Source organism: Flavobacteriales bacterium (assembly GCA_030584065.1).
Taxonomy (GTDB): Bacteria; Bacteroidota; Bacteroidia; order Flavobacteriales_F; family PHOS-HE28; genus PHOS-HE28.
Genome location: CP129489.1, coordinates 1,924,117 through 1,950,464, shown reverse-complemented (window position 1 = coordinate 1,950,464; position 26,348 = coordinate 1,924,117). Strand labels below are relative to the sequence as shown.

The following is a 26,348-nucleotide window of genomic DNA, read 5'->3' as shown; positions in this document are numbered from 1 at the left end:
CATCATTGTCTCACCTTCAGTTTCGGCAGCAACGTGTTCTTCCAGCTGGTGAAGCTACCGTCCAGGATGCGTTCGCGGGCCTCCTGCATCAACGCCAGGTAGAAGCCCAGGTTGTGCAGGCTGGCGATCTGCTGCCCCAGCATCTCCCCGCTCTGGAAGAGGTGGCGCACGAAGGCGCGGGAGTAGGCGGTGTCCACCCAGCTGTGTCCGCCGGGGTCCAAGGGCGAATGGTCGTCGGCCCACTGCTTGTTCTTGATGTTCACCACGCCTTCCCGCGTGAAGAGCATGCCGTTGCGGCCGTTGCGGGTGGGCATCACGCAATCGAACATGTCCACGCCGCGGGCCATATTCTCCAGCAGGTTCCAGGGGGTGCCCACGCCCATCAGGTAGCGGGGCCTGTCATTCGGCAGGATGCCGCAGCACAGTTCCGCCATGGCATACATCTCCTCCTCGGGCTCGCCCACGCTGAGGCCTCCGATGGCATTGCCCACGGCACCCTTGGCGGCGATGTACTCGCTGCTCCGCTTGCGCAGCTCGGGGAAGGTGCTGCCCTGCACGATGGGGAAGAGCGCCTGCTCGTGCCCGTACCTGGGGGCGGTGCTGCTGAAGCGCGCGATGCAGCGGTCCAGCCAGCGGTGGGTCAGGTGCATGCTCTTCTCGGCATAGGCCTGCTCGCAGGGCCAGGGCGTGCACTCGTCGAAGGCCATGCAGATGTCGGCCCCGATGCTGCGCTGGATGTCCATCACGCGCTCGGGGGTGAAGAGGTGGCGGCTGCCGTCGATGTGGCTCTGGAACTTCACGCCCTCCTCGGTGATCTTGCGGATGTCGCTGAGCGAGTGCACCTGGAAGCCCCCGCTGTCGGTGAGGATGGGGCGGTCCCACCCGTTGAACCGGTGCAGCCCGCCCGCATGCTCCAGCACCTCCGTCCCGGGCCGCAGGTACAGGTGGTAGGTGTTGCTCAGCATGATCGGCGCGTCCAGGTCGTTGCGCAGCTCGCGCGGATGCACGGCCTTCACGGCGCCCAGGGTGCCCACGGGCATGAACACGGGGGTGGGGATGGCGCCGTGGTCGGTGTGCAGCAGCCCGGCGCGGGCGTTGGAGGCCGGGTCCGTGGCCAGGAGGTCGAAGCGCATGGGCGAAGGGCCGCGAAGGTAGAGGGCCCGGCGCTGGGTCTTCCCCGCTGCCGGTGTTCATAACTGGCCCGCCCGCAGGGGGACGCCCGCGAGGCCCCCGGATAGCTTCGCCAGCGCTCCGGGGCCGCTTGCGCACCGGCCGTTCTCCATGTGGTCCATCGAATTCCAGGTGCTGCTGGGCGCGCTCATCGTGCTGCTGGCCTACCACGCCCTCATGTTCACCCGGCTGGCTTTCGGCAAGCGCGAGGTGGAGCCCGACCGCGACCTCCCCGTGAGCGTGGTGATCTGCGCACGCAACGAGGCCCGCACGCTGGAGGAGCTCATCCCGGTGCTCATGGACCAGGACCACCGCGAGTTCGAGGTGGTGGTGGTGAACGACCGCAGCGACGACGACACCTGGGAGATCCTGCAATGGATGAAGCCCCATCACCCGAGGCTCCGGCCGGTGAACATCCAGGCCGACGAGAAATTCAATTACGGCAAGAAGATCGCCCTGGGCGTGGGCGTACGGGCCGCCAGGCACCCCTTCGTGCTGCTCACCGATGCCGACTGCGTACCCCCCGGCCGCGACTGGATCTCGGTGATGGCGGCGGGCTTCCGCAGCGGCCGCCGCATCGTCATCGGGCACAGCCCCTACGCCAAGTCGCCGGGCCTGGGCTCCATCCTGGAGCGCTACGATGGGGCCGTCAAGGCCATGCAGTTCATGGGCTTCGCGCAGGCCGGCGTGCCGTACATGGGCGTGGGGCGCAACCTGGGCTACGCCAGCGAGGTCTTCTTCGGCGCCAGCGGCCCGCGCCGCCACAACCACCTCATGAGCGGCGATGACGACCTCTTCATCAACGAGGTGGCCCGGCGCGGCAACACCGCTGTGGTGGCCGATCCGCGCAGCTTCATGACCACGCGCCCCACCCCCGGCCTCGCCGCCTGGATCCGCAGGAAGCGGCGGCACTACACCACTGCGGTGCACTACCGCTTCGGTCACCAGGTGCTGCTCATGCTGCTGCCGCTCGCCCGGCTCGTGTTCTGGGCGGCGCTGGCCCTTCTCGCGCACCAGCAGCGCTGGGCCGAGGCCGCCATCGGCCTGGGCGCCCAGCTGCTCCTGCTCCTGCCGGTCACCATCAGCGCGCTGCGCCGGCTCCAGGCCGGGGCCGTGGCGTGGTTCGCGCTGCCCCTGGAATGGCTGTTCCTACTTTTGGATCCGTTGCTCTATGCCAGCACGATCCTCGTAAAGCCCAAGCGATGGAAGTGAACGAGAACCTCAGCGAGAAGGCCCGATACGACTACCTCCTCGTGCGGCGCGCCGTGGACAAGGGCGACCAGAAGGCCTATGCCGAGTTGATGAGCCGCTACCGCGACTCCATCTACTTCATGCTGTTGAAGATGATCAACAACAAGGACGACGCGGAGGACCTCACCATCGAGGCCTTCGGGAAGGCCTTCAACCGCCTGAAGCAGTACACCCCCAACTACGCCTTCAGCACCTGGCTCTTCAAGATCGCCTCCAACAACTGCATCGACTGGATCCGCAAGCAGAAGAAGAAGACCTTCTCCATCGATGCGCCCATCGGCACCGACGACGGCGATGAGATGACCATCGAGCTCAAGGGTCATGGCCTCGATCCCGCCGAGGTCACCATCCGCGAGCAGAAGAACGCCATCATGCGCGAGGTGGTGGAGAAGCTGAAGCCGCGTTACCGCACCCTCGTGGAGCTGCGCTACTACAAGGAATACAGCTACGAGGAGATCGCCGAGGAGCTCGACCTGCCCCTGGGCACCGTCAAGGCCCAGCTCTTCCGCGCCCGCGAATTCCTCATGGGCCTCCTCGACGCGCGCAAGGACACGATCTGAGCCCGATCAGATGATCAGAGAATCAGAGGATCAGAGAATGGAATGCGCGTTCGGGTCCTGCTTCAATGAATCGGCTTGATCGGCGGCTTAGGCGAGGTCGGCTATGGCGCGGATGAAGACCGCCGTTCATCGAAGCACGATGCGACCGAACAGCAAGCGGCCGCGCCATACGCATATGCTTCTTCCGCAGCGGGTCATCTGATATTCTGATTCTCTGATCATCTGATCATCTGATTATGGACCTCCTCCTGAAGTACTTCCCCGAGCTCACTGCCCACCAGCGCGAGCTCTTCACCCGCCTCGGCCCGCTCTACGCCGAATGGAACGCCCGCGTCAACCTCATCTCGCGCAAGGACTTCGAGCACCTCTACGAGCGGCACATCCTGCACTCGCTCGGCATCGCCAAGGTGGTCCAGTTCAAGAAAGGGACGCGCATCGTGGATGTGGGCACCGGCGGTGGCTTCCCCTTGGTGCCGCTCGCCGTGCTCTTTCCGCACTGCACCTTCCACGGCATCGATGGCATCGGCAAGAAGATCGCCGCCGTGCAGGGCGTCATCCAGGGCCTGGGCCTCACCAACTGCACGGCCGAACAGGTGCGCAGCGAGGACCACAAGCAGCGCTACGACTTCATCGTGAGCCGCGCGGTGACCACCCTGCCCGAGTTCCTGCGCATGACCAGGCACCTGGTGCCGAAAGGGGAGGGGAAGCTCTACTACCTCAAGGGCGGCGAGCTCGCCGATGAGCTGCTGCCGATCAAGCAGCGCTACCGGGTGCACGAACTATCCGAGCACTTCGAGGAGGAGTTCTTCGCGACGAAGAAGGTGGTGGAGGTGGTATTGTGAGCCATGTGCTGCCGGCAGCGGCAATGATCCAGCGCAGTTATCGTTGTATCGTGGTCATGCTGATACGATCACCGGTTTGTCGCGCGTTGCTCGGGCTCTGCTTGGGCGTTGGATCGGGTTTGCCAGCAGCCTTCGCGAAGGATTGCCTTGTTCCTTTCACGGTGTCGATCAAACGGGCGGATGGCTCCATTGAGTTGTTGGCCAATGTCTCTCCTTCCAGCTTCATGGTGGGGCTCACCGTATACCTCACTCCCGGCGATTCAATCGTCGTTGACCTCGATCAGAACATGTATTGCGGTGGCATTTATCCGAGGATGAAGGTGTTCGATGCCTGCGGTGCGTCGGACACACCGGGTGAGTTGCTGCATCACTTCCCCTGGTCGGTTGCCAATCGGCATGTGTTCAGGCACCTGGGCACGGCATACCTCGACATCGTTGACATCTTTCAGTATTCAGGGACGGTCTGCTTGATCAGCTACGAAAGCGCCGTGGGCATCGAGGACGCGGAAGCTGCTGACGATTTCTCTGTGCACTATGCCAATGGACTGATCCGGCTGGGTGGACATTCCGGTGGTGACCTCATGATCACGGATGCATCCGGTCGAGTCCTGTTTCAGCAGCAGGTGAGCGGGGGCCAGGAAACGATCCCAGCACCTCCTGGCTTCTCTGGCGGCGTGCGGCTGGCTCTGCTTCGCAACGCTTCCGCTACGCGGGTCAGGCGTTTCGTCGCATTGGATTGAATGAGTGCCTGACTAGGCCAAGCTCTGGTCGAACTGCAGGCGGCTCAAGCTGCTGTACAAGCCGTTCGCATTCGCGATCAGCTCCTCGTGCGTGCCACTCTCCGCCACCACGCCCTTGTCGAGCACAAGGATGCGATCGGCATCCCGGATGGTGCTCAACCGATGCGCGATCACGAGGCTCGTGCGGCCCTTCATCAATTGCTCCAAGGCCTCCTGCACCAGGCGCTCGCTCTCGCTGTCCAATGCGCTGGTGGCCTCGTCGAGGATGAGGATCGCGGGGTCCTTCAGCACCGCGCGGGCAATGGCGATGCGCTGCCGCTGGCCGCCGCTGAGCTGGATGCCGCGCTCGCCCACGATGGTCTTGTAGCCCTCGGGGAAGGAGGCGATGAAATCGTGCGCATTGGCCTTGCGCGCCGCCGCCTCGATCTCGGCATCGCTCGCGCCGGGCCTGCCGTAGGCGATGTTCTCGCGGATGCTGCCCCCGAAGAGCAGCACCTCTTGCGGGACGATGGCCATGCGGTCGCGCAGCGCCGAAAGGTCGTATTCGCGTGCATCCTGGCCATCGATCAGCACGCGCCCGCTCACCGGATCGTAGAAGCGCAGCACCAATGAGGCCACCGTGCTCTTGCCGGCGCCGCTGGGGCCCACCAGCGCGATGCGCTGTCCGGGCTCGGCATGGAACGACACCTCGTGCAGCACGGACATGTCGGGCCGTGAGGCGTAGTGGAAGGCCACGCGCTGGAAGGTGATGGCGCCCCGCAGCGGCAGGTGCTCCTTGCGGGCGGCCAGGCTCACGGGCTCGGTGGCCTCGTCGTGCAGGTCCATCAGGCGCTCGGTGGCGCCCACGGCCTTCAACAGGGAAGTGACCTGTTCGGGGATGCCCGCGATGCTGGCGCCGATCATGATGCTGAAGGCCACGAAGGAGGTGATGCCGCCCACGCTCATCTCGCCGGCCTCCTTCAGCAGGGCCGCGCGGTACACCACGAAGACCACCACGCCGAACATGCAGAAGATGATGAAGCTGACGAAGCCGCCCCGCCAGCGCAAGCTCTTCAGGGCCAGTTGGCGCGCGCCGAGCACACTGGCGCTGTAGCGCTGCGTCTCGTGGCCCTCGTTGCTGAAGGCCTTCACGCTCTGGATGCCCTGCAGCGTCTCGTCCACGATCACGTTGCTTTCGGCGATACGGTCCTGCACCTGCTTGCTCAGCTTGCGGATGAAGCGCCCGAAGAAGACGGCCACGAGCATCACCACGGGCAGCGTGGCCAGCATGGTGAGCATCAGTTCGGTGCTGAGGTAGGTGAGCGCCACGATGCACACGGTGAGCACCACGAACTGCCGGAGGAATTCGGCTAGCACGCTGGTGAAGGCGTCCTGCAGCAGGGCCACATCGGCGCTGATGCGGCTGTTCAGTTCGCCCACGCGGCGCTGCGCGAAGAAGGACATGGGCAGCTTCAGCAGGTGGGCGTAGGTGTCGCGCCGCAGTCGGGTGAGGGCGTTCTCGGTCACCGCCCCGAAGCTCCAGATGCGCCAGAACCCGAAGAAGGCCTGCGCGGCGAAGACCAGCAGCAGCAGCTTGAGGATGGAGTGCACATTGGCGGTGTCCATCAACGGCGCCTCCCAGAAGCCCGTGGTGGCGCGCGCATCGATCAGGTGGCCGATGAGCCAGGGGAAGGCCGCGCTCAGCAGGCTGGTGAGCAGCAGGCACAGCATCCCCACCGCGAAGAGCCCACGCTGCTCGCGCATGTAGCGGAACACGCGGAAGAACTTGCGCAGCGCGGCTCTGGAGAGCTTCGCAGGCTTCGCATCATCGTCGCTCACTCGGTTCCTGCGACCCGCCATCGTTAGTCAACGAGCTGTATGGAACCCCCGTTGGTCCTGTCCGCTATTCTGCCCATATCCATACGAGAGCACTTGAGACCGTGAGCCCATCTGCACAGGACCGCATGAACACGTGGGCTACCCATGCACCGCCGCCATCCTATCCGCGATATGATCGAAGAGGTTCCCCAGCGGCTTCTCCACCATCATCTTGATGAAGGGGTTGAGCTCGGCATTGAACTCCTGCCAGGCTGTGGTGGCGCCGTTCTCCTCCTTCAGGTGCACATCGAGCGTGAAGGGGAAGGGACTGCGCTCGGTGGCCTTCAGCTTCAGCAGGCCAGGGGCATCGCCGCCCGCCAGCTCCAGGCCGATGGTCGCGGCGCCCTGCACCTTGAACGAGCACGATTTCCCATCGCTCTGCCAATCGCTGATGCGCCCTTCGGGCAGCAGCTGCCTGAAGTTGTTCATGTCCTGCAGGAAGGCGTGCAGCTCGGAAGCCGGCTTGGCGATGGTGACTCTCTTGCTCTCGATGCGCGTCATGATGGATGGGTTTTCCGATGGTGGGCGATGGAAGAGTGGGCGCTACCGCCGTAGAGGGCCAGCGGCAGTCCGGGACGGGGAGCGTCAGCCTTCAGCGGCATCCACGCGCACCCGCTGGGCCGCTACACCTTGCTCCCCACGCCCCAGTTCGCAGGGTCCTTCCTCCATTCGTTCAGCGGCAGCAGGTCCTTCTCGGTGATGTAGTCGCTGCGCAGCGCCTGGTCGAGCAGGATGCTGTAGTTCGTGAGGGAGTGCAGGTTCACCTTGGCTTCGGCGAAGGCCTTGTTCGCCGCATCGAAGCCGTAGGAGAAGATGGCCACCATCCCCTTCACCTCGCAGCCGGCGTCGCGCAGGGCCTGAACGGCGTTGAGGCTGCTCTGCCCGGTGCTCACCAGGTCCTCCACCACCACCACGCTGCGCCCCACGGTAAGGTCGCCCTCCACCTGGTTCTTCATGCCGTGCTCCTTGGCGCCGCTGCGCACATAGAGGAAGGGAAGGCCCAGGTCGTGGGCCACCAGCGCGCCATGCGCGATGCCGCCGGTGGCCACACCGGCGATCATGTCCGGACGCCCGAACTCGCTGTTGATGATGTGCACGAACTGCTGCCGGATGTAGGTGCGCACCGCCGGGTAGGAGAGCGTCTTCCGGTTGTCGCAGTAGATGGGGCTCTTCCAGCCGCTGGCCCAGGTGAAGGGCTTCTTCGGGCTAAGTTTGACGGCCTTGATCTGGAGCAGGAATTCGGCGACTTTCAGCGAAGGATCGAGCGGGGAAGCCATGGAGCGAAAGTATGTCGTTTGGATGGAGGGGAAGCCGCTGGAGGTCATCGAGGGCGACCCTGATACGGTGCTCCGTGAGCACTGGCTGGTGGTGAATGTGCGTGAGGCTCAGGAGATCGCGCCTGCGGTGGCGGCCCTTGAGCGCCCCGAGGTGGCGGGCGTGCGCCTCTACTCCTCATCCGGCCTTCCCGTGTGGGACGCGTTCCGTGCAGGCTACCGCTTCGTGCCCGCGGCGGGCGGGGCGGTGGAGGATGAGCGCGGGCGCCTGCTGGTGATCCGGCGCCTGGGCAAGTGGGACCTGCCCAAGGGCAAGGTGGAGGAGGGCGAGGGCCTGGAGGAGGCCGCCGTGCGCGAGGTGCAGGAGGAGTGCGGCGTGCACGGCATCCGGCTCATCGCGCCCCTGCACGCCACCTGGCACACCTACCGCCGTAAGGGAGCGGACCACCTGAAGCGGACGGACTGGTACCTGATGCGTGCATCCTCGTCGGAGCCCTTGACCGCGCAGGCCGAGGAGGGGATCGAGGAGGTGCGATGGGCGGAGCGCGAGGAGCTGCCGGCCCTCATCCGCGACACCTATCCCTCCCTGCGGCCGGTGTTCGAGGCGTGGGCGGCGCTCCGCCGCTGAGCAGCGCTCATTCGTCCCACACCTTGATGCGGCCGCTGCGCTCCGCCTCGGCCTTCACCTGGTGGAACACGGCACCGAGGCCTCTGCTGGGCAATGGTGCAGGCGAGCGTGCGAGCACGCCATCGTTGAGGAGGAAGACGGCCGGCAGGCTCTTCAGCCGGAGGTCGTCGCGCACCTGCTGCTCGGCCTGGGCGCGGAGCCACCGGAACCCCATGCCCGGGTGCGCCTTGATGTAGCGCCGGAGCGGCTCGGGGTCCTGGTCGAGGCCGATGGCGATGATGGGCACGATGCCCTTGTACTCGCTGTGGAGCTGCTCCAGGCCCTGCATCTCCAGGTCGCAGTAGCTGCACCAGCTGGCGGTGAAGACGATGCAGACCGGCCCGGCCAGCAGGCTGTCGAGCGCCAGATCCCGCCCCTGCATATCCTCCAGCCGCATCGGCGGCAGCCGCTGCCCCACGCGCATGGATGTCAGGTCCCAGAGCATGTTGGCCGCGATGAGCCGGTGCTCCGGGAACGGCGAGGCCTCGCTCACGCGGCGCAGGATGGCCTCGGCGCCGGCGCGCTTCACGATGCGGCCGTGGTACTGCTGGTGCAGCAGGTCGATCATCACCAGCTCCCGCAGGCGGGCATCGTCGCGGAGGAAGTCGTTCGCGGCGAGGATGGCACCAAGGCTGTCCGGTTGGCCCAGCTCGAAGGCGCGGGCCAAGGCGGGGCCATGGAAGCGCTCCGCTGCAACCAGCTGCTCGGCGAAGAAACTGCGGATGAACCGCACGTACTCCGGGTCGTCGTACCGCACCGGCTGCCCCTTCAGGTACTGGGCGAAGAGCTCGGCCTCATTCACCCGGGGGCCGTGCCGCAGGCCGGCGAAGCTGTAGGTGAGGTAATGCGCGAACCAGGGGTCATCCACATCGCGGTAGTAGCGCCTCACCTTCTGCTCGAAGGTGTCGACGCGCACCTTGCTCCAGGTGGGCATCACGAACAGCGTGGGCGGCCGCTTGGCCGAGTCGGGCGCTGCGCCCTGCTTGCGCTGCACCTCCAGCGCCTGCATCCCGGCCGCCTGGTCGGTGGCCAGGTCCTCCGCGATGAAGGCATCGATCCGGCCGTTGAGGTCGGCGGTGAGCGCATTGGCGTCCAGCGCATCCAGGGCGGTGAACACCAGGGCGGCGCGGGTGCTGCCGCCCAGGCTGGTGGCCATGCCCTTCGCGGGCGGATGGAAGGCCACGCTGTACCGCGCTCCCGGCCGGGCGTAGAGGTCAGCGAAGGCCTCGCCCACGCGCAGCCGCAGCTTCGCCGTGCCCTCCACCGGGGCGGAGAGCCGGGCGTGCCCGTCCTCGCCGATCGGCGCTGTGGCGAGCCGCTCGGTCCGCAGGGTGAAGAGGTCCTGATAGCGGTAGAGCAGGATGGCCTTGCCCGCGTAGGCGGGCGCATGCACATCGATCACCGCCTCCTGCGCGGTTGCGGCGAGCGCGCTGATGAAAGCGAATGCGGCAAGGGCCTTCCTCATCCCAGGGCGGCGCGGATATCCATGGGTACCAACGCAGCCACATCCGCTTTGTTGGCGATGAGCTCCCGGACGATGGTGCTGCTGATGTGGGCATGCTCCGGTGCGGAGGGCAGGAAGAGCGTTTCCACCCCGGCGAGCTGGCGGTTCATCAGGGCGATGCTGCGCTCGTAGCCGTGGTCGGTGCTGTTGCGCAGGCCGCGCACGATGAAGGTGGCGCCCACGCGCCGGCAGAGGTCCACCGTGAGGCCCTCGAAGGCCACCACCTCCACCTTGGGCTCGCCCTGGAACGCCTCGCGCACCCAAGCGGCGCGCTGCGCCTCGTTGAACATGGTCCGCTTCGTGGTGTTCACGCCGATGCCGATGATCATCCGGCTGAAGAGCGGCAGTGCGCGGCGCACGATGCTCACGTGCCCGATGGTGATCGGATCGAAGGTGCCGGGGAAGACGGCGATCGGGGCGTTCATGCGGATGCAGGGTTCGTGGCGGGGAGGGGGGCGAAGAAGCTGAACTGCACCAGGCCGTAGCTCCGCTGGCGCTGGAACCCCGGCAGGTGCGCAAGGCTCACCCGCTCCGAGTGCTCCACGATCAGCAGCCCTTCCGTCCCGAGCGATCCGGCCTGCTGCACCAAGGTAGGGATGCGTTCGATGCCTTCCATGGCGAAGGGGGGGTCGGCGAAGATGATGTCGTACTGGCCGCGGTGGCCGGCGAGGAAGGAGAATGCGTCGCCCTTCACCATCCGCCAGCGCGTTTCGCCGAGCTCGCGGGCCGTGCGCTGCATGAAGTCGAAGAGCTTTCGGTCGCTCTCCACGCTGATCACCTCGTCGGCCCCTTGGGAGAGGAACTCGAGCGACATGTTGCCGGTGCCGGCGAACAGGTCGAGCACGCGGATGCCTTCGAGGGGCACGCTGTTGCGGAGCACGTTGAAGAGCCCTTCCTTGGCGAAGTCGGTGGTCGGCCGGGCATCGGTGCCGGCCGGCGGATGGATCCGGCGGTTGCGGTATTTGCCGCCTATGACGCGCATGCGAACTGTTCCAGCAGCGCCGACCAGCGGAACGGATCAAGGCCGGCGCCTTGGAGCGCGGGCCAGCGTGCCGCTGCATCGCGCTCCCGAGGGAAATAGCGCTTCAGCAGGTCACGCTCGTGCGCGGTGAGGTGTGTGCCGCCATGATGCAGCATGAGGTCGCCGGGGCGCAGCCCGCACCCCTCCGCGGCCAGCAGCGCGTAGTACAGCGCATCCTGCGAGCTCTTCGCCGGATAGGTGTTGGTGAGAAGCACCCGGCCTTGGTCGGCGACGGCCGCATCCAGCCGGTCGTGGCTCCGATGGAGGAGGAGGGCAGGCCCCTCGCCGGCCAGCGCCAGCGCGCCGCGCAGCATGAGCGCCTGCATGGGTACCGGCTGCGCCCCAGGGAAGCGGTCCAGCACCATGCGCTCGCTCTCGTCGTCGTGCACATAGATGCATACCGCCCCCAGGCTGTCGAACGGCTCGTTGCGCAAGGCCCCGGTGGGCAGGCCGCCATGCACCAGGCGCAGGTGCGCGGCCTCGGTGCCCGGCTCCAAGGCGGCTTCGGGCACCAGCGTGCTCCACTCCGGCAGGGTGACGAAGGAGACGGATGCCGGCGCCTGAGGCAGCGCCTCCGAATCGAGGGCCGAGGCATCGGCCGACCACTGCAGCGCCGTGGGCTCGCCGGTGTCCATGGCGTGGGCGCACCAGGCGATGGCTTCGTGCGCCATCAGGATGCTCAGGTGCCACGCCCGTTCCCGGGCGCTCTGGTAGCGCGGCGACGACCAGCCTCCGCTCTTCATGGGGGTCAGTCGCCCTTCCAGTTGCCCGCCACCGTGGCCTTCTCCATGCTGCCGAAGAGCAGGGTGTCGCCGGCCACCATCGGGCTGGGGTCCTTGCACAGCATCACCGGCACGTTGCGGCCGCTGGAGTTGATCATGCCAGCGGTGAGCAGGAAGGGCTTTCCGGAGACCGGGGAGAAGCCCAGGCTGTCCGGGTTGAAGGGATAGACGCGCTTCTCCAAGGCGCGCGCTGTGCGGAAAACGGAATCGAGCACGGAAGCGCGGATGGTGTCACGCACGATGATCCCCATTTGCAGCGCTTGCAGCTCGGTCAGGGTGTCGGGCACCTGGCCCTCCTTGCGAACCATCGGGTAGGTGCCGTTCTTGACGAAATCGCGGAGCACCGCCAGGTTCCCCGTGTAGGCGTTGTTGGCCTCCTTGTATTTCGACTGCGCATCGCGGATGTCCTTCAAGGCCTGGATGATGCGCGCGTCATAGGCGGCCTTCCGTTCGTTGAACTCGATCACCTCCGCGATGGACCGGTAGTTCCGGAAGGCCAGGAAAACCGCGATCAGGCCGAAGGCGATGCCGATGGCCATCCCGGCCTTGCGCCCCAGGATTCCCAGCTGCAGCAGCAGCGCGATGACCCCGGTGAGCAGGGTGAGGAAGGAGCCGAGCTTCACCCACATGTTCTGTCCGGAGGAAAGGCCGATCACGAAGATGATCCCGCCGAGGATGATCAGCAATACCGGGAAGATGTAGCCGCCGATGCTCTTCATGGTGGTCAAGGGTGCCCTGGAAGGCGGTCAAAAGTAGAATAATTTCACCCCGTGCCTTGGCGCGTTGGCTGCCCCCGCGAGGCCGTTCCCTGTTCCGAAGCCGATGCCCCAGAACACCGCAGCCAGGCCCCTTTCCCAACGCTTGCTCGCCGACCTGGGCCATGCGCCCACCGCGGGCCAGCAGCGGGCTATCGAGGCATTCGAGCGCCTGCTCCTCACGCAGCGCGAGCTGCCGACGCTCGTGCTGCGGGGCTACGCCGGCACGGGCAAGACCACCTTGGTGGGTGCCTTGGTGCGGGCGCTCAAAGCCATGCGGTCGCCCGTTATCCTGCTGGCACCCACGGGCAGGGCGGCCAAGGTGCTGGCGGCGCACGCGGGTGCGGAGGCCAGTACCATCCATCGCCGCATCTATCGGGTGGGTGAGGGGGAAGATGGCCCGGGCGTGAGCATCGCGGCGAACAAGGATGCAGGCGCGCTCTTCATCGTCGACGAGGCCAGCATGATCGGCGCTGCCGGCGGCGACGAAGCCTTCGGGACGCGCGACCTCCTGCGCGACCTCCTTGAGCATGTCTTCGGCGCCCCCGGATGCCGCCTCTTGCTGGTGGGCGACCCGGCGCAGCTGCCACCCGTGGGCAGCGACCGCAGCCCGGCGCTCACCGTCGCCGACCTGCGGGCCCTCGGCCTCACTGCGGGCGCAGTGGACCTCACCGAGGTGGTGCGGCAGGCCGATGCCTCGGGTATCCTGCGCAACGCCACTGCGCTGCGGGCGCTGCTCGGGCGCTCGGTTGCGCTGGGTGAGCACGGCCCGGCGGACGATTCCGGCGGCGCCTCAGCGGTGCTCCTGCCGCGCTTCATGCCCTTCAGCGATGTCATCCGTGTGAATGGGCATGAGCTCCAGGAGGCCCTGGAGTCCGCCTATGCACGGGATGGGGATGACGAGGTGTGCGTGGTGTGCCGGAGCAACAAGCGGGCCTACCTCTACAACCAGCAGGTGCGCGTCCGCATCCATGGCTACGAGGAGGAGGTCTCCCCTGGCGACCGGCTCATGGTGGTGCGCAACAATTACCTCTGGGCAGGCCTCAATGGCCGTCCCGGGCTCATCGCCAACGGCGAGCAGGTGCTGGTGAAGCGCGTGCGCGGCATCGAGGAGCGCCATGGGCTGCGGTTCGCCGACATGGTGCTCGGCTGGTGGACCGGCCTCGAGGAGCGCGAGCTGGAGGCGAAGGTGATGCTCGATACGCTGGCCTTGGAGAGCCCAGCGCTCCCTCTGCCCCGCATGCGTTTGCTTGCGCAGGCGGTGGCCGAAGGCGTGCCAAGCAGCTCGCGATCCGCGCGCATGAAGCAGCTCCGCGAGGACCCCTATGCGAATGCCCTGCAGGTGAAGTATGCCTACGCGGTCACCGGCCACAAGGCCCAAGGCGGCCAATGGCGCACGGTGTTCGTGGACCAGGGCTACATCACGGAGGAGATGATCGACCGGGAGTACATCCGATGGCTCTACACCGCTGTCACCAGGGCCACCGATAGGCTGTACCTCCTCAATTTCCACCCCCGGTTCTGGGGCGAGGAGGCTTGATCAAGCACCTAGCCGCACCCAGATCGGGGTCAGCGGGCGCGCGGATGCAAGGCTCGCGATGTGGGCATCGCCGATCCGCCAGGTGCCGATGTGGTATTCCGCCGCCGCATGCGCCGCGAATGCGGGGTGCTGCACGCGCATGCAGTGGCGGCCCGTGCTCACGCGCATGGCGCGGAGGTCATCCATGATGCCCACGCCGCTGGCCTTCAGCACGGCCTCCTTGCGGGTCCATAGCTCCAGGAAGCGCTCCTTCGCAGCCGTTTGCGCGAGCGCCTCCAGTTCCTCCACTTCCTCGGGGGTGAAGTAGTGCTGGGCCACGGCATCGTGCTCCACGCGCCGGTGCGCCGTCTCCAGGTCCACCCCGATCTCCTCGTCGGAGGAAGCGCCGATGAGCACGGCATCCTTGGTGTCGCTGAAGTTGAACCGAATTCCGCTCCCGTCAACGGCGGGCTTGCCGAACGGCCCGCGGCTGAAGCGGAGGGCTTCGGGCTGCGCCTGGAGGCAGTGCGCAAGCGTTTCGCGCAGGAATCCATGGCCGAGGATGTAGCGCATGCGGTCCGCTTCCTGCCTGAAGCGGGCTGCACGCTCGTGCTCCTCGGCATCCAGCATGCCCAGGTAGCGGTCATGGAAGGCCTCCAGATCGCGGAGGGGGGCGAACCACAGGTGGACGGAGCCGGGCGCTGGAAGGCCCTGCGCACGGTGGGCGACGGTGCCGGCCGGCTCAGGCAGGGCGCAATGAAGGGTGATGGTCCGGACGGTCACGACCGCGAAGGAACGGCGGAGGGCGGCAGATCCTCCGCCGCAGCGATGCACTCCCCGAGGTAGCCCGCCAGGCGGCGCACATTCGGCTCCTTCACCAGGTCGTAGTGATCGCCGGGCACGAGGTGGAGGCTGAACCCTCCTGCGGCCAATGGCTTCCAGCCCAGGTCCACGCGGCCCCAGCCGTCGGCTGAGCGGAGCACGGCGAGGTGCCCGGCATACGGAAGCGGGCGGTACGCCGTCACCGCCTTGCTGTAAGTGTCGATGATGTGGAAGTGGCGGAGCTTCCCGGAGAGGGGCAGTCCCTTTGCCAGGCAATCCTCCACGATCCGGCGCATCACCGCATCCTTCAGGAGGGTATGCAGCCGACGTCCCTCGCGCATGGCCTCGCTGTGCAGCGATGGGGCGTAGGAATCGATGATGGCCAAAAGGGGCACCCGCTCACCGGCAGCCGACAACTGCTGCGCCATCTCGTAGGCCACGATGCCTCCGAATGAATAGCCGCAGAGGATATAGGGGCCGCTCGGTTGCGCCTCCCGGAGCTCGTCGAGGTAGTGCGCGGCGATGGCGGGCACGGTCTTCAGGGCGATGCGCTTGCCGTCATCGCCCTGGTGCTTGAATGCGAACGCCGGACGGTCCTGTTGAAGGTATCTAGGAAGCAGGCGGTTGCCCGCGTCGCATTGCACGCATACCAAGGGCGCGCCTTTTCCCGACCGACGGATGACCATCAGGTTCGTCCAGCCCATCCGTCCAGCGTTATCACCACGCGAACTTTAGGATTCAGCCGGTGCCGGCCGTGCCACTTCGACCGAGACGGCATCCCGTTCGATGCATCGGCCGATTCGATGGATGCACGGCCTGCCGGATTCAGCCTGCGGCGCGGCGCTCGAGTGCACCGGCATGGTCGAGGATCGCGGTCAGGCGCTCCGTCAGCACGGCCACGTTGGGCTCCTTGATCAGGTCGTAGTGGTCGCCGGGCACCACCGCCACCTCAAGGCCGCCTGAGGCGAGGGATTCCCATCCCATCTGTTGGGGGCCCCATGACCGTTCGGCCTTGAACACGGTGAGCCTGCCGCGGTATGGTTTCGCGCGATAGGACATGACCGCTTGGTCGTAGGTATCGGTGATGTAGAAGTTCCGGAATCGCGCGGGCACGATGCCCCCGTTGCGCAAGGCCCTGCCCACGATGCCCCGCATCACCGCCTTCTTCAGGCCGTCCCAGGGCTTCGCATCCGCCTGGACCGCCTTCATGTGCAGCCCGGGCGCATAGGTGTCGAACACGGCGAGCACCGGCACTTCCTCGCCAGCCGCGGTGAGCTGCTGGGCCATCTCGTAGGCCACGATGCCGCCGAAGGAGTATCCGCTGAGGAGGTACGGGCCCTTGGGCTTCGCCTGCTTCAACTCGCGGATGAAGTGCGCGGCGATCGCTTCCACGGATGCGTATTCGATGCGCCTGCCGTCCTCGCCTTGGTGGAAGAAGGCATAGAAAGGCCGCGTATTTCCGAGGTGCTTCGGGATGAAGTGGCTGGCCTCATCGCCGTGCACGCAGAATAGCGGAAGCCCATCGCCCTCGGGCTGGATGAGCGAGAGGTTCTTCCAATCGTGGGTTGCGCCTTCGCCCTTCAGCAGCTCCGCGAACTGCGCGATGGTCGGGGCCTCGAAGAGCGACTTCAGCGGCAGCGTCCGGTTGAACTGCTGCTCCACCTGCCCGAGCAGTTGGATCCCGATGAGCGAGTGGCCGCCGAGGTCGAAGAAGTCGTCGTGAATGCCGATGTCCGCTGTGTTGAGCACCTTGCCCCAGATGGCGGCGAGCGCGCGCTCGATGTTGTTGCGCGGCGCCACGTGCTCGGCCTTCAGCGCGCTGGTCTGCGCGGTGGGTGCGGGCAAGGATCGGCGGTCGACCTTTCCGTTCGCGGTGAGCGGCAATTCGGTCATCACCACGAAACCCGTGGGCACCATGTAGGTGGGCAGCTTCCCGCGCAAGTGCTCACGCACCGTGTCGAGGAGCTCGTCCTGTGGGCCCTTGTGCGCTTCCGAGGGCACGACATAGCAGGCCAGCTGCTTCTCGCCAGGACCATCCTGACGGGCGATGACCACCTTGTCCTTCACGGCGGGCAGGTCGTTCAGCGCGTTCTCGATCTCGCCGAGCTCCACGCGGAAGCCGCGGATCTTCACCTGCCCATCGGCGCGGCCGACGAAGGCGATGCTGCCATCGGCCTGCCACTTCACGATGTCGCCGGTGCGGTAGAGCTTGGCGCCGCTCTTCCCGCTGAAGGGGTCGTCGATGAACTTCTCCGCCGTGAGGTCGTCGCGCCTCCAATAGCCCAGCGCCACGCCGTCGCCACCGGTGTAGAGCTCGCCCTTGCGGCCCACGGGCACGGGATTGCGCTGCTCGTCGAGCACATGCACGGTGGTGTTGTTCAGCGGGAAGCCGATGGGCACGCTGTCGGTGATGCTCGCTTCGCTGTTGATGGGGAAGCAGCAGGTGAAGGTGGTGTTCTCCGTGGGGCCATAGCCGTTGATGAGCACGTTGGGGCCGAGTGCCTTCAAGGCCTTCTTCACGTGCGGCACGCTCAGCACATCGCCACCCGTGAGGATGTGCTTCAGTCCGCGCAAGCGGTCGAGCTGCTCATCCACCAGCATGTTGAAGAGCCCCACGGTGAACCACGCGCTGGTGACCTTGTGCTTGGCGATGGCATCGCAGATCTCCGGCAGCGTGGGCTTCTGCTGGGCTTGCAGGGCGAGCCTTCCGCCGTTGAGCAGGGCGCCCCAGATCTCCAGGGTGCTCGCATCGAAGCTGATGTTCGAGAGCTGCAGCCAGCAGAGGTCGGGGCCGAAGGCGACGAAGTTCTGCTCGCGCACCAGGCGGAGGATGGCACGATGCGGCACCACCACGCCTTTCGGTGTGCCGGTGCTCCCGCTGGTGTACATGATGTAAGCGGGTGAGTCCGGCGAGACCTTAGGCGCGGGTGAATCACCGCTTGGCTTCACTTCATCGAGGAAGATGCTGCGCGCGTTGTGCCTCGGCAATGCATTCGCCAGGTGGCGCTGCGTCAGCATCACCTTCACGTCGGTGTCGCTGAACATGAAGGCTAGGCGGTCGGCTGGGTAGGCGGGATCGAAGGGCACGAAGCAGCCGCCGGCGCGAAGCGTGGCGAGCATGGCCACCACCATGTCGAAGCTGCGGTCCATGCACAGGCCCACCGGCTCGCCGGGCTTCACGCCCATGCCGATGAGCGCGGCGCTCAACGCATGCACACGCTGCTGCAGCTCGCGGTAGCTCAGCTTTTGATCGAGCAGTTCCACGGCGGTGCGATCGGCGTGCTTCACAGCCACCTCATCGAAGAGGCTGCCGATGTCCACCTTCGGATACGCCGTGGCACGACCGGTCCACTCAGGCTTCGGCATCTGTTGCTCACCAACAAGGGCAGCGTCACTGATCAGGTCTGCGATGGTGGCATTCGGCGCGGCGCTCACGCGTTTGATCAGCGACACTAACTGGTCCATCCAGCCGCGCACCGTGGCCTCGTCGAAGAGGTCGGTGTTGTAGCTCCATTCGAGCGTGAGGTGCCCCTCGTTGCCGGTGGCATTGAGGAAGAGCTCGAAGTTCTCGAAGGCGCGCGGGTTGCTGATGAAGCGATGCTGCAGCTCGTCGAAGGCCACGCCATCGTCCATGTTCATGTCGATGTTGAACACCACCGGGCAGAGCGGGATGCGGCCGGGCTCGCGCGGCACGTTCAGCTTGCGCAGCAGGGTGCCGAAGGTGTACTTCTGGTTGTCGAAGGCGTCGAGCACGCCGGTGCGCCGGGCCTTCAGGTGCTCGATGAAGGGTCTTTCCTCATCGATGCGGCTGCGCAGCGCGAGCAGGTTCACGCAATGGCCCACCAGGTGCTTCATGCCCAGGTCGCTCTGACCGGCGGCGGGCAGGCCCACCACGATGTCGCTGTCGCCGGTGAGCTTGTGAAGCAGCACCTCGAAGGTGGTCATCAAGGTGGTCACGAAGCTGGCGCCGCTGCGCGTGGCCACTTCCTTCAGACCGCGTACCAGGTCCTGCTGGAGCAGCAGGTCGAGGCGGTGGCCCTTGTAGGTCTTCTGTTTGGGCCGCGGACGGTCGGTGGGCAGGTCGAGGCGCGGGACGGACCCTTTGTAGAGGTCGAGCCAGTAGCGCTCGACAGCCGCGTGGTCGGGGCTCTTGGCGAAGTCGATCGTCGCCAGGCTGTAAGCGCTGAAGGTGCTCGCTTCGGGCAGCTTCGGTGCACCGCCGTTCTTCGCTGCGTTGTACAACGCGCTGATCTCGGCCATCATGATGCCGAGGCTCCAGCCGTCGCACACCACGTGGTGGCCGGAGAGGCGGAGCAGATGGACATCGCTCGCGACCTGGATCAGCTGCGCGCGGAAGAGCGGGCCGTTGCGCAGGTCGAAGGGCGTGGTCATGTCCTTCTGCGCGATGGCGTCGAGCTGCCTGGTGCGGTCCGCCTCGCTCAGCACCGAGAGGTCGGTGAAGGGCAGTTCGAACTTCACCTCGTCGGTCACCAGCATGCGTGTGCCGCTGGCATTGAGCGTGGAGCGCAGTGATTCGTGGCGCTTCACGAGCTCGTGCATCGCGTGCTCCAGGGCGGACCGGTCGAGCGTGCCCTTCAGTTCCAGCGACACGCTCTCATTGTAGGCGCAGCTGGCATCGACGCCCATCTCGGAGGCGGTGAGCACTTCGCGCTGTGCTTCCGTGGTGGGGATGGTGCGTTCGATCGCCGGCCCGGTGAAGGGGTCGAAGTCGACGGCGACGAATCGGGGGTCTTGGATGAACTTCTCCATTTTCAAGCGCCGAAGCCTCGGCGTAGGTGCTATTCGCTCAGTTCTCGTCCAGTTCAACCATGAGGTACTTGCCTTCCCGCTTCGGGTCGGGTACGAACCACGCGGGCTCGCCCTTCGGCGTGCGGCCCATGCGCGCACCCGGCACCGGCGGCTCCATGGCGCTGATCACGCGCTCGCTCAGCTTGCGCAGATGCCCGCCCAGCACACTGTTCACCACGGGGATGGGGTAGGTGCGCTCCGGCATGAATCCGCTCTCACGCAGCTCCTTGCAGGTCTTCTCCACCGCATTGATGATGAACTCGATGTCCGCCGTGGTGTGCGCGGTGGTGATGAAGTGCGGGAAGTCCAGCACGTGCACCCCGTGGTAGCGCATCAGCATGAAGAAGAGCTCGGTGTAGTTGACGCTCTCGTCGTACTTCGTCTTGAAGGCGCTGCCGAAGTTCACCCAGCGGTAGGGGAGCTGGTACTGGTCGAAGAGCCCGTTCACGCGGGCCACCATGTCCTCGGTGATGGTGTTGAGGCGCTCCTGCAGGGCCGGGCCTTCGTTCTTCATGTACACCAGCGCGGCCTTCATCGCGGCCAGCGTCAGCGGGTGGCGCACGAAGGTGCCGGCGAAGTAGGTCACACCGGCGGGCGGCACGCTGTCGTCGCCATACTGCCAGTGGCCGCCGTCGAGGGCGTCCATCCATTCGCTCTTGCCGATCATGGCGCCCACGGGCATGCCGCCGCCGATCACCTTGCCGTAGGTGCCGATGTCGGCCTGGATGCCGAAGAGCGCCTGCGTGCCGTTGGGGTGCGTGCGGAAGCCGGTGATCACCTCGTCGAAGATGAGCGCGGTGCCGTTCTCCTGGGTGATGCGGCGCACCTCGCGGAGGAAGTCCACCGGACGGAACTCCATGCGGCGGCTCTGCACCGGCTCCACCAGCACGGCCGCTGCTTCATGGCAGCGTTGCTTGATGATCTCCAGGCTCTCGGGTGTGCCGTAGTCAAGCACGAGCATGTTCTGCACGCTCTCGGGCATGATGCCGGGCGCACCGGGGTAGCTCTTCTTGCTCTTGCTGCCGCGTATGATCACCTCGTCGTTGATGCCGTGGTAGCTGCCGCTGAAGGAGATGATGAGGCTGCGACCGGTCACCGTGCGGGCCATGCGCATGGCGCCGAGCACCGCTTCGGAACCGGTGTTGCACACCGCTGCGCGATCGGCGCCGGTGAGCTCGCACAACAGCTTCGAGACCTCTGCGGCCAGCGGATGCATGGGGCCGATCTCGATGCCTTGCTCCAGCTGCTCGTGGCAGGCCTTCTTGATGAAGTCGGGCATGTAGCCGAACATCGATGAGCCGAAGCCGCTGAGGATGTCCACGTACTCGTTGCCGTCGATGTCCCACAGGTGGCAGCCCACGCTCTTGTCCACCACCACCTGGTAGATGAGCTCCTTGGTCTGTGGCTTGAACCCGGTGACCACGCGCGGGTCGGCCATCGGCTTGCGGTTCTCCTGGGTGAAGGCCTTGCTCTTCGCGGTCTTCGCCACGTAGCGCTTCACGAAGGCATCGAACCACGCGCGTTGCTGCGGCGTCATGTCGTCCACCTTCTCCTTGCTGATCCGCGCTTGCGCACCGAATACCTTCTTCAGTTCGGGGGCGTCTTCAAGCGCATTCACTGCAGGGGCAGCACTTGCCGCTTGTGACGTGCCGCTTGCCGCTGCGGAAGACGTGCCACCGTTCCAATGTGGCAGTATGTAGTCCGCCAGCTTGTCCAGGTTCGGCACTTCCTCGTTCAGTTGACGGAACGAGATCTTCACGCCGAACTTCTTGCTCAGCGAGGTCGCCACCTGCGTGAGGAACAACGAGTCGAGGCCCATCTCCAGGAAGGTCTCCTCGTTGCTGACCTCCGCCAGTTCCAGGCCGGAGCTCTCTTCCAGCAGGTGCTTGATCTGTGCGATCAGCGCCTCCTTGGGGCTGAGGTTGGCATCGCCACTGTTGGGAACGGGTGCCTCGATCGCGGTGGAGGCAACTGCCCTTCCACCATCGGCCACCATGGCTACGGGGTCCACCCAGTGGCGGATGCGCTCGAAGGCATAGGTCGGCATCGAGATGCGGCACCGCTCCTCGCGCTCGTAGAACTTGTTCCAGTCGATGAGCACGCCGCTCTGCCACAGGCCGCCGACGGCTTTCAACAGTTGCGTGAGCTCGTTGCCGTTGCCGGCGGAATCGCCCAGCGAAGCCACGGCCACCTGCTTCTTGGTGTCCGCGCTCTGCTGGCGTGCCAACGTGGTCGCGGTGGTGCGCGGACCCACTTCGAGCATCACCCTGTCGGCATCGCTCCAGGCGAACTTCACGGCCTGTGCGAAGCGCACCGTGGCGCGCAGGTGGTCGCTCCAGTACTTGGGTGAGGTGGCCTCGTCGTCCTTCAGCCAATCGGCGGTCACGGTGCTGACGATCGGGATGCGGGGCGCGCTCAGCTTCACGCCTTCCACCACCTTCCGGTAGGGCTCCACGATGGCGTCCATCATGGGGCTGTGGAACGCATGGCTGGTCACCAGTAGCTTGCAGGTGATGCCATCCTTCTCCAGGTCGGCCTGCAGCTTCGCGATCGCCTCGTGCGGACCGCTGGCCACGCAGAGCTGCGGACCGTTGTTAGCGGCGATGCTGCAGCCGGCGGGGAGTTTCTTCAGCACATCCTCCTCCGCCGCGCGCACGCTGAGCATGCTGCCACCGGGCAGTTCCTGCATCATGCGGCCGCGGTTGGCCACGAGCTTCACGGCATCCTCCAGCGAGAACACGCCGGCCAGGCAGGCAGCGGCGAACTCGCCGATGCTGTGGCCCATCATCGCATCCGGCGTGATGCCCCAGTGCATCCACAGCTTGGCGAGGCTGTAGTGCATGGTGAAGAGCGAGGCCTGCGTGTAGATGGTCTGCTTCAGTTGCTCGGCGGCCTTCTCCTCTTCACCGGCCTTCGGGAAGATGATGGCGTTGAGGTCGGTACCGAACTCCTTCGTGAAGAGCTCGCAGCACTGATCGAAGTGCTGCTTGAAGACGGGCTCGCTGTCGCAGAGGTCGCGGCCCATGTTCACGTACTGAGAACCCTGGCCGGGGAACATGAACACCACGCCGGGCGCGGCCTCGTGCAGCTCGCGCGTGCCGATCAGGTTGGTGTCCTTGTTGGCGATGGCCTCGATCAGTTCACCATGCGAACCGCCTACGATGAGGCGACGGTGTTTGAAGTGTCGGCGGCCCACCTGCAGGGTGTACGCGGCGTCCGCGAGCGATGCTTCCGGGTGTGCCTCAAGCCAGGTGCGGAGGTTGTCCGTCATGGCGTCGAGACTGGTCTTGCTCTTCGCGCTGAGCAGGAACAACTGCTTGCTGCGCGAGGCACTGGAGGCCACGGCCACCGGCGGTTCCGCGAGGATCACGTGCGCGTTCGTGCCGCCCACGCCGAAGCTGCTCACGCCGGCGATGCGCGGTGTGCCCGGTACACGCGGCCAGGCGAGGTTGTCCTGCGCGACGCGGAACGGCGAATTCGCGAAGTCGATCGCGGGGTTCGGCTTCTCAAAGCCGATGCTCGCCGGGATCTTCTCCTGCTGAAGGGCGAGCGCGGTCTTGATCACACCCGCAGCACCAGCGGCGGCGGTTAGGTGACCGATGTTCGATTTGATCGAACCGATCGCACAAGGGTGTGCATTCCCATCATCTGATCGTCTGATCGTCTGATCATCTGATCGGAAGGCCAACGTCAACGCCTCCACCTCGATCGGGTCGCCGAGGGGTGTGGCGGTGCCGTGCGCTTCGACATAGGTGATCTGGCCCGGTGCCACACCCGCATCGGCCTGCGCCATGGCGATCACTTCGGCCTGTCCACGCACGCTGGGTGCGGTGAAGCTGGCCTTGTCGCTGCCGTCGTTGTTCAGCGCGGCGCCCTTGATCACCGCGTAGATGTGGTCCTTGTCGCGCACTGCATCGTCCAGGCGCTTCAGCACGATGATGCCGCAACCGTCGCTGAACGAGGTGCCCTTGCCGTTGGCGTCGAAGGTGCGCGTGTGGCCGTCGGGGCTGTACATACCGCCCTCGTTGTACACGATGCCGCTGTTGAACGGCACCGTCAGGGCGATGCCACCGGCCAGCGCCATGTCGCACTCGCCATCGCGCAGCGCCTTGAACGCCTGTGCGATCGCCACGAGCGAGGTGCTGCACGCGGTGTGGATGCTCAGGGCCGGACCGCGCAGGTCGAACTCGAAGGCCAGGCGCGTGGCGATGTAGTCCTTCTCGTTGGCCGTCATCACCGCGAAGTCGCCGACCTGCTCGATGAGCTCGGGGTGGCCGATGACGTTGCGGGTGAAGTAGGTGTTGTTGCCCATGCCGGCGTACACGCCGATGAGCCCGGCGAACTGCGCAGGGTCGTAGGCGGCATCCTCCAGCGCGGCCCAGGCGGTCTCCAGGAACACGCGTTGCTGCGGGTCCATCAGCGCGGCCACCTTGGGGTTCACACCGAAGAAGGCATGGTCGAACTTGTCGGCATCGGCGATCACGCCGCGGGCCTTCACGTAATCCGGGTCGTTGCGCAGCTCGGCGGGGATGCTCGGGTCGAGCTCGTCCACCGTCCACGTGCTGATGCTGTTCTTCTTCGCGAGCAGGTTCTTCCAGAGCTGCTCCACGTTCTCGGCGCCGGGGAACCTTCCCGACATGCCAATGATGGCTACGTCGGCACGCTTGGGCGCGTCATGACGCGCCCCTACGCGTGCCGACGCCATTTCGGCGGGGGATATTGCCGTTGCATCCCCTTCCAGAAAGGCTGCGCAGGCGCGCACCGTCGGGTGCTGATACAGCTTCACGATCGGCAGCTTCAGGCCGTGGCCTTCCAGCTGCGCCACGCATTGGATGCTCAGGAGCGAGTTGCCACCGAGGTCGAAGAAGTTGTCGTCGATGCCCACGCGGTCGATGCCGAGCAGGTCGGCCCATACGTTGGTGAGCGTCTTCTGCACGCTGGTCGCCGGTGCGGCAAAGGCCACGTCGAGGTCGGGGCGTTTCACATCGGGTGCGGGCAGGGCCTTGCGGTCGATCTTTCCGCTGGGCGTGCGCGGCAGTTCCTTCACGGCCACGAAGGCGGAAGGCTGCATGTAGTCGGGCAGGAGGGAGGCGAGGTGCTTCCGCAGTTCGTTCGTGCTCAACTCGCTCTTGGCGACGTAGTAACCGATCAGGCGCTTGAGACCCGGACGGTCCTCGCGGACGGTGGCCACGGCCTGCTCCACCGCGGGATGTTTCTCCATGGCCACCTCCACCTCGCCCAGTTCGATCCGGTAGCCTCGCACCTTCACCTGGCCGTCGATGCGGCCCTTGTAGTCGACCTCGCCGTTGGGGAGTTCCGCCGCGCGGTCGCCGGTCTTGTAGAGGCGTCCGCCGGGGATGAACGGATCCGCCAGGAAGCGCTCCGCCGTGAGGTCGTCGCGACCGATGTAGCCTTTTGCCACGCAGGCGCCGCCGAGGTACAGCTCACCTTCCTCGCCCTTCGCGACGGGCTTCATCTGCTCATCGAGCACGTAGAGCTTCACGTTGTCGATGGCGGTGCCGATGTTGGGCAGCGCAGGCCAGCTGGAGGGGTCACCCTTCAGCTCGAGCTCGCTCACCACGTGGCCTTCGGTGGGGCCGTACTGGTTGCAGAAGCGGCAGCCGGGCAAATGCTTGAAGAGGTTCGCGATGGCAGGCGTGATCTTCAGTTGCTCGCCGCTTGTGAAGACCTCCTTCAGCGTGGACGGCACTTCGCCCGTGCGCTCCACCGCTTCCGCGAGGTACTGCAGCGCCACGAAGGGCACGATGATGCGGTTGATCTTCTGCGCGATGATCTTCCGCAGCAGCTGCGTGCTGTTCAGGCGGTCCTCATCGGTGATCAGCACCAGTGTGCCGCCCTGGGCGAACGTGGTGAAGATCTCCTGGAAGCTGACGTCGAAGCTGATGGGCGCGAATTGGAGCGTTCGGTCACCGGCCTTGCACACGCTGGTGCGCAGCTGCCATTGGATCAGGTTGGTGAGCGGCGCGTGGTGCATGGCCACGCCCTTGGGCCGGCCGGTGCTGCCGCTGGTGAAGAGCACGTAGAGCAGGTCGTCCGCCGTGGCGGGGCAGGGGCCTTCGAACACGGGTCCATTGTTCAGGTCGATCTCCTCGATGAGGATGACCTTGGCCGAGGTGCCCTTGAAGAGGTGCTGGTGGGCCTTGCTGGTGATCACCACCGGCGGGTTCGCATCCTCCAGCATACCGGCGATGCGCTCGGCGGGGTAGGTGGGGTCGATGGGCACGTAGGCGGCGCCGGCCTGCACGATGCCGAGGACGGAGACGATGAGCTCGGGGGAGCGGTCGAGGCAGAGGCCGATGGTGTAGCCGGGGCCAGTGCCAGCATGGATCAGTAGCTGTGCCATACGCCCGCTATGAGCACGCAATGCGGTGTAGGTCAGCGTCTTCGAATCGGCTATGAGTGCGGGGCGGTCGGCGAGGAGAATGCGGTTGAGATCGACCAGTTCCGTGAGATTCATTGGGCGAGGACGTGCCATGCGGGTGGATTCAGGATTCAGGTCACGGAGCCCATGGCGTGAGTCGCCTGCTGGAATCAACCGTGATGCTAGATTGCATGAAGAGGACCTTCAACGGCAGTGCAGGTGCCCGGGTTGCCAGTGGTTCCGAACGCTGGCGAAGGTAGCCTGCGGTGCTGGCCATGCTTCGGTCTTGAGTGGTATTGGTTGGAGGCTGGCGGGCCTTGGTCGATTCATTCGGCTCCTTCGTCCAACCGGGAATATCACCACCGCCGTCTACTCCGATGCTTGCCATGGGAC

At 65.8% G+C, this 26,348-nt stretch carries 19 protein-coding genes; 6 read left to right on the top strand and 13 right to left on the bottom strand.

Going from position 1 to position 26,348, the window contains the following annotated elements:
• Positions 1 to 2: 2 nt before the first annotated feature.
• The gene (gene tgt / locus QY325_08400) at positions 3 to 1,133 is read right to left on the bottom strand and encodes a tRNA guanosine(34) transglycosylase Tgt (protein WKZ67934.1); all 1,131 of its coding nucleotides are present in this window, start codon (positions 1,131 to 1,133) and stop codon (positions 3 to 5) included.
• A gap of 148 nt (positions 1,134 to 1,281) precedes the next feature.
• On the opposite strand from tgt, the gene QY325_08395 reads away from it, so the two are divergent.
• The 4 genes from QY325_08395 (at position 1,282) to QY325_08380 (ending at position 4,563) form a co-directional block, all read left to right on the top strand.
• Entirely contained in the window at positions 1,282 to 2,382 is a 1,101-nt protein-coding gene (locus QY325_08395; protein WKZ67933.1) for a glycosyltransferase, read from the top strand.
• Complete coding sequence (locus tag QY325_08390; protein WKZ67932.1) at positions 2,373 to 2,981, top strand: sigma-70 family RNA polymerase sigma factor; 609 nt, start codon at positions 2,373 to 2,375, stop codon at positions 2,979 to 2,981. The genes QY325_08395 and QY325_08390 overlap by 10 nt, the downstream gene beginning before the upstream one ends.
• Before the next feature lie 230 nt (positions 2,982 to 3,211).
• A complete protein-coding gene (gene rsmG / locus QY325_08385; protein ID WKZ67968.1) occupies positions 3,212 to 3,823 on the top strand; it encodes a 16S rRNA (guanine(527)-N(7))-methyltransferase RsmG in 612 nt (203 codons plus the stop codon).
• The gene (locus QY325_08380) at positions 3,820 to 4,563 is read left to right on the top strand and encodes a hypothetical protein (GenBank protein WKZ67931.1); all 744 of its coding nucleotides are present in this window, start codon (positions 3,820 to 3,822) and stop codon (positions 4,561 to 4,563) included. The genes rsmG and QY325_08380 overlap by 4 nt, the downstream gene beginning before the upstream one ends.
• Positions 4,564 to 4,575: 12 nt before the next feature.
• Here the strand turns inward: QY325_08380 and QY325_08375 are convergent, their stop codons facing one another.
• The 3 genes from QY325_08375 to pyrE all read right to left on the bottom strand — a co-directional run bounded on the left by QY325_08375 (position 4,576) and on the right by pyrE (position 7,697).
• Positions 4,576 to 6,402, bottom strand: coding sequence for an ABC transporter transmembrane domain-containing protein (locus QY325_08375; GenBank protein ID WKZ67930.1), 1,827 nt, complete (start codon positions 6,400 to 6,402; stop codon positions 4,576 to 4,578).
• Between the two features lie 117 nt (positions 6,403 to 6,519).
• Positions 6,520 to 6,921 carry a hypothetical protein gene (locus tag QY325_08370; protein WKZ67929.1) on the bottom strand — a complete coding sequence of 134 codons (402 nt, stop codon included), beginning with the start codon at positions 6,919 to 6,921 and terminating at the stop codon, positions 6,520 to 6,522.
• A gap of 122 nt (positions 6,922 to 7,043) precedes the next feature.
• On the bottom strand, positions 7,044 to 7,697 hold the full coding sequence (gene pyrE, locus QY325_08365) for an orotate phosphoribosyltransferase (protein WKZ67928.1): 654 nt from the start codon (positions 7,695 to 7,697) through the stop codon (positions 7,044 to 7,046).
• Here pyrE and QY325_08360 point away from each other — a divergent pair.
• Complete coding sequence (locus tag QY325_08360; GenBank protein WKZ67927.1) at positions 7,696 to 8,322, top strand: NUDIX domain-containing protein; 627 nt, start codon at positions 7,696 to 7,698, stop codon at positions 8,320 to 8,322. The genes pyrE and QY325_08360 overlap by 2 nt on opposite strands.
• Before the next feature lie 7 nt (positions 8,323 to 8,329).
• Here QY325_08360 and QY325_08355 read toward each other — a convergent pair whose 3' ends face one another.
• From QY325_08355 to QY325_08335, 5 genes are read right to left on the bottom strand one after another with little or no spacing between them, the layout of a single operon-like run.
• The gene (locus QY325_08355; GenBank protein WKZ67926.1) at positions 8,330 to 9,826 is read right to left on the bottom strand and encodes a TlpA disulfide reductase family protein; all 1,497 of its coding nucleotides are present in this window, start codon (positions 9,824 to 9,826) and stop codon (positions 8,330 to 8,332) included.
• On the bottom strand, positions 9,823 to 10,290 hold the full coding sequence (coaD, locus tag QY325_08350; GenBank protein WKZ67925.1) for a pantetheine-phosphate adenylyltransferase: 468 nt from the start codon (positions 10,288 to 10,290) through the stop codon (positions 9,823 to 9,825). Before coaD ends, QY325_08355 begins: the two co-directional genes overlap by 4 nt.
• Entirely contained in the window at positions 10,287 to 10,847 is a 561-nt protein-coding gene (rsmD, locus tag QY325_08345; GenBank protein ID WKZ67924.1) for a 16S rRNA (guanine(966)-N(2))-methyltransferase RsmD, read from the bottom strand. Before rsmD ends, coaD begins: the two co-directional genes overlap by 4 nt.
• Positions 10,835 to 11,629, bottom strand: a complete 795-nt coding sequence (locus QY325_08340) for a DUF3822 family protein (protein WKZ67923.1) — start codon at positions 11,627 to 11,629, stop codon at positions 10,835 to 10,837. Before QY325_08340 ends, rsmD begins: the two co-directional genes overlap by 13 nt.
• A 5-nt stretch (positions 11,630 to 11,634) precedes the next feature.
• Positions 11,635 to 12,387: a hypothetical protein gene (locus QY325_08335; protein WKZ67922.1), complete on the bottom strand. Its 753-nt coding sequence runs from the start codon at positions 12,385 to 12,387 to the stop codon at positions 11,635 to 11,637.
• A 103-nt stretch (positions 12,388 to 12,490) separates the two neighbouring features.
• Here QY325_08335 and QY325_08330 point away from each other — a divergent pair, with 103 nt between their 5' ends.
• Positions 12,491 to 13,963: an AAA family ATPase gene (locus tag QY325_08330; GenBank protein WKZ67921.1), complete on the top strand. Its 1,473-nt coding sequence runs from the start codon at positions 12,491 to 12,493 to the stop codon at positions 13,961 to 13,963.
• Here QY325_08330 and QY325_08325 read toward each other — a convergent pair whose 3' ends face one another.
• The 4 genes from QY325_08325 to QY325_08310 all read right to left on the bottom strand — a co-directional run bounded on the left by QY325_08325 (position 13,964) and on the right by QY325_08310 (position 26,051).
• A complete protein-coding gene (locus QY325_08325; protein WKZ67920.1) occupies positions 13,964 to 14,725 on the bottom strand; it encodes a 4'-phosphopantetheinyl transferase superfamily protein in 762 nt (253 codons plus the stop codon). It abuts the gene before it with no gap.
• Positions 14,722 to 15,468, bottom strand: coding sequence for a thioesterase domain-containing protein (locus QY325_08320; protein WKZ67919.1), 747 nt, complete (start codon positions 15,466 to 15,468; stop codon positions 14,722 to 14,724). Before QY325_08320 ends, QY325_08325 begins: the two co-directional genes overlap by 4 nt.
• A gap of 121 nt (positions 15,469 to 15,589) precedes the next feature.
• Positions 15,590 to 19,534 carry an amino acid adenylation domain-containing protein gene (locus tag QY325_08315; GenBank protein ID WKZ67918.1) on the bottom strand — a complete coding sequence of 1,315 codons (3,945 nt, stop codon included), beginning with the start codon at positions 19,532 to 19,534 and terminating at the stop codon, positions 15,590 to 15,592.
• A 37-nt stretch (positions 19,535 to 19,571) separates the two neighbouring features.
• A complete protein-coding gene (locus QY325_08310; GenBank protein WKZ67917.1) occupies positions 19,572 to 26,051 on the bottom strand; it encodes an amino acid adenylation domain-containing protein in 6,480 nt (2,159 codons plus the stop codon).
• Positions 26,052 to 26,348 lie beyond the last annotated feature (297 nt).

Excerpts from the sequence above, each read along its gene's own strand:
- QY325_08355 (WKZ67926.1), bottom strand. The coding sequence starts at position 9,826 with ATGAGGAAGGCCCTTGCCGCATTCGCTTTCATCAGCGCGCTCGCCGCA.
- tgt (WKZ67934.1), bottom strand. The coding sequence starts at position 1,133 with ATGCGCTTCGACCTCCTGGCCACGGACCCGGCCTCCAACGCCCGCGCC.
- pyrE (WKZ67928.1), bottom strand. The coding sequence starts at position 7,697 with ATGGCTTCCCCGCTCGATCCTTCGCTGAAAGTCGCCGAATTCCTGCTC.
- rsmD (WKZ67924.1), bottom strand. The coding sequence starts at position 10,847 with ATGCGCGTCATAGGCGGCAAATACCGCAACCGCCGGATCCATCCGCCG.
- QY325_08375 (WKZ67930.1), bottom strand. The coding sequence starts at position 6,402 with ATGGCGGGTCGCAGGAACCGAGTGAGCGACGATGATGCGAAGCCTGCG.
- QY325_08335 (WKZ67922.1), bottom strand. The coding sequence starts at position 12,387 with ATGAAGAGCATCGGCGGCTACATCTTCCCGGTATTGCTGATCATCCTC.
- QY325_08310 (WKZ67917.1), bottom strand. The coding sequence starts at position 26,051 with ATGAATCTCACGGAACTGGTCGATCTCAACCGCATTCTCCTCGCCGAC.
- coaD (WKZ67925.1), bottom strand. The coding sequence starts at position 10,290 with ATGAACGCCCCGATCGCCGTCTTCCCCGGCACCTTCGATCCGATCACC.
- QY325_08320 (WKZ67919.1), bottom strand. The coding sequence starts at position 15,468 with ATGGGCTGGACGAACCTGATGGTCATCCGTCGGTCGGGAAAAGGCGCG.
- QY325_08370 (WKZ67929.1), bottom strand. The coding sequence starts at position 6,921 with ATGACGCGCATCGAGAGCAAGAGAGTCACCATCGCCAAGCCGGCTTCC.
- QY325_08360 (WKZ67927.1), top strand. The coding sequence starts at position 7,696 with ATGGAGCGAAAGTATGTCGTTTGGATGGAGGGGAAGCCGCTGGAGGTC.
- QY325_08390 (WKZ67932.1), top strand. The coding sequence starts at position 2,373 with ATGGAAGTGAACGAGAACCTCAGCGAGAAGGCCCGATACGACTACCTC.
- QY325_08330 (WKZ67921.1), top strand. The coding sequence starts at position 12,491 with ATGCCCCAGAACACCGCAGCCAGGCCCCTTTCCCAACGCTTGCTCGCC.
- QY325_08340 (WKZ67923.1), bottom strand. The coding sequence starts at position 11,629 with ATGAAGAGCGGAGGCTGGTCGTCGCCGCGCTACCAGAGCGCCCGGGAA.
- QY325_08395 (WKZ67933.1), top strand. The coding sequence starts at position 1,282 with ATGTGGTCCATCGAATTCCAGGTGCTGCTGGGCGCGCTCATCGTGCTG.
- QY325_08315 (WKZ67918.1), bottom strand. The coding sequence starts at position 19,534 with ATGGAGAAGTTCATCCAAGACCCCCGATTCGTCGCCGTCGACTTCGAC.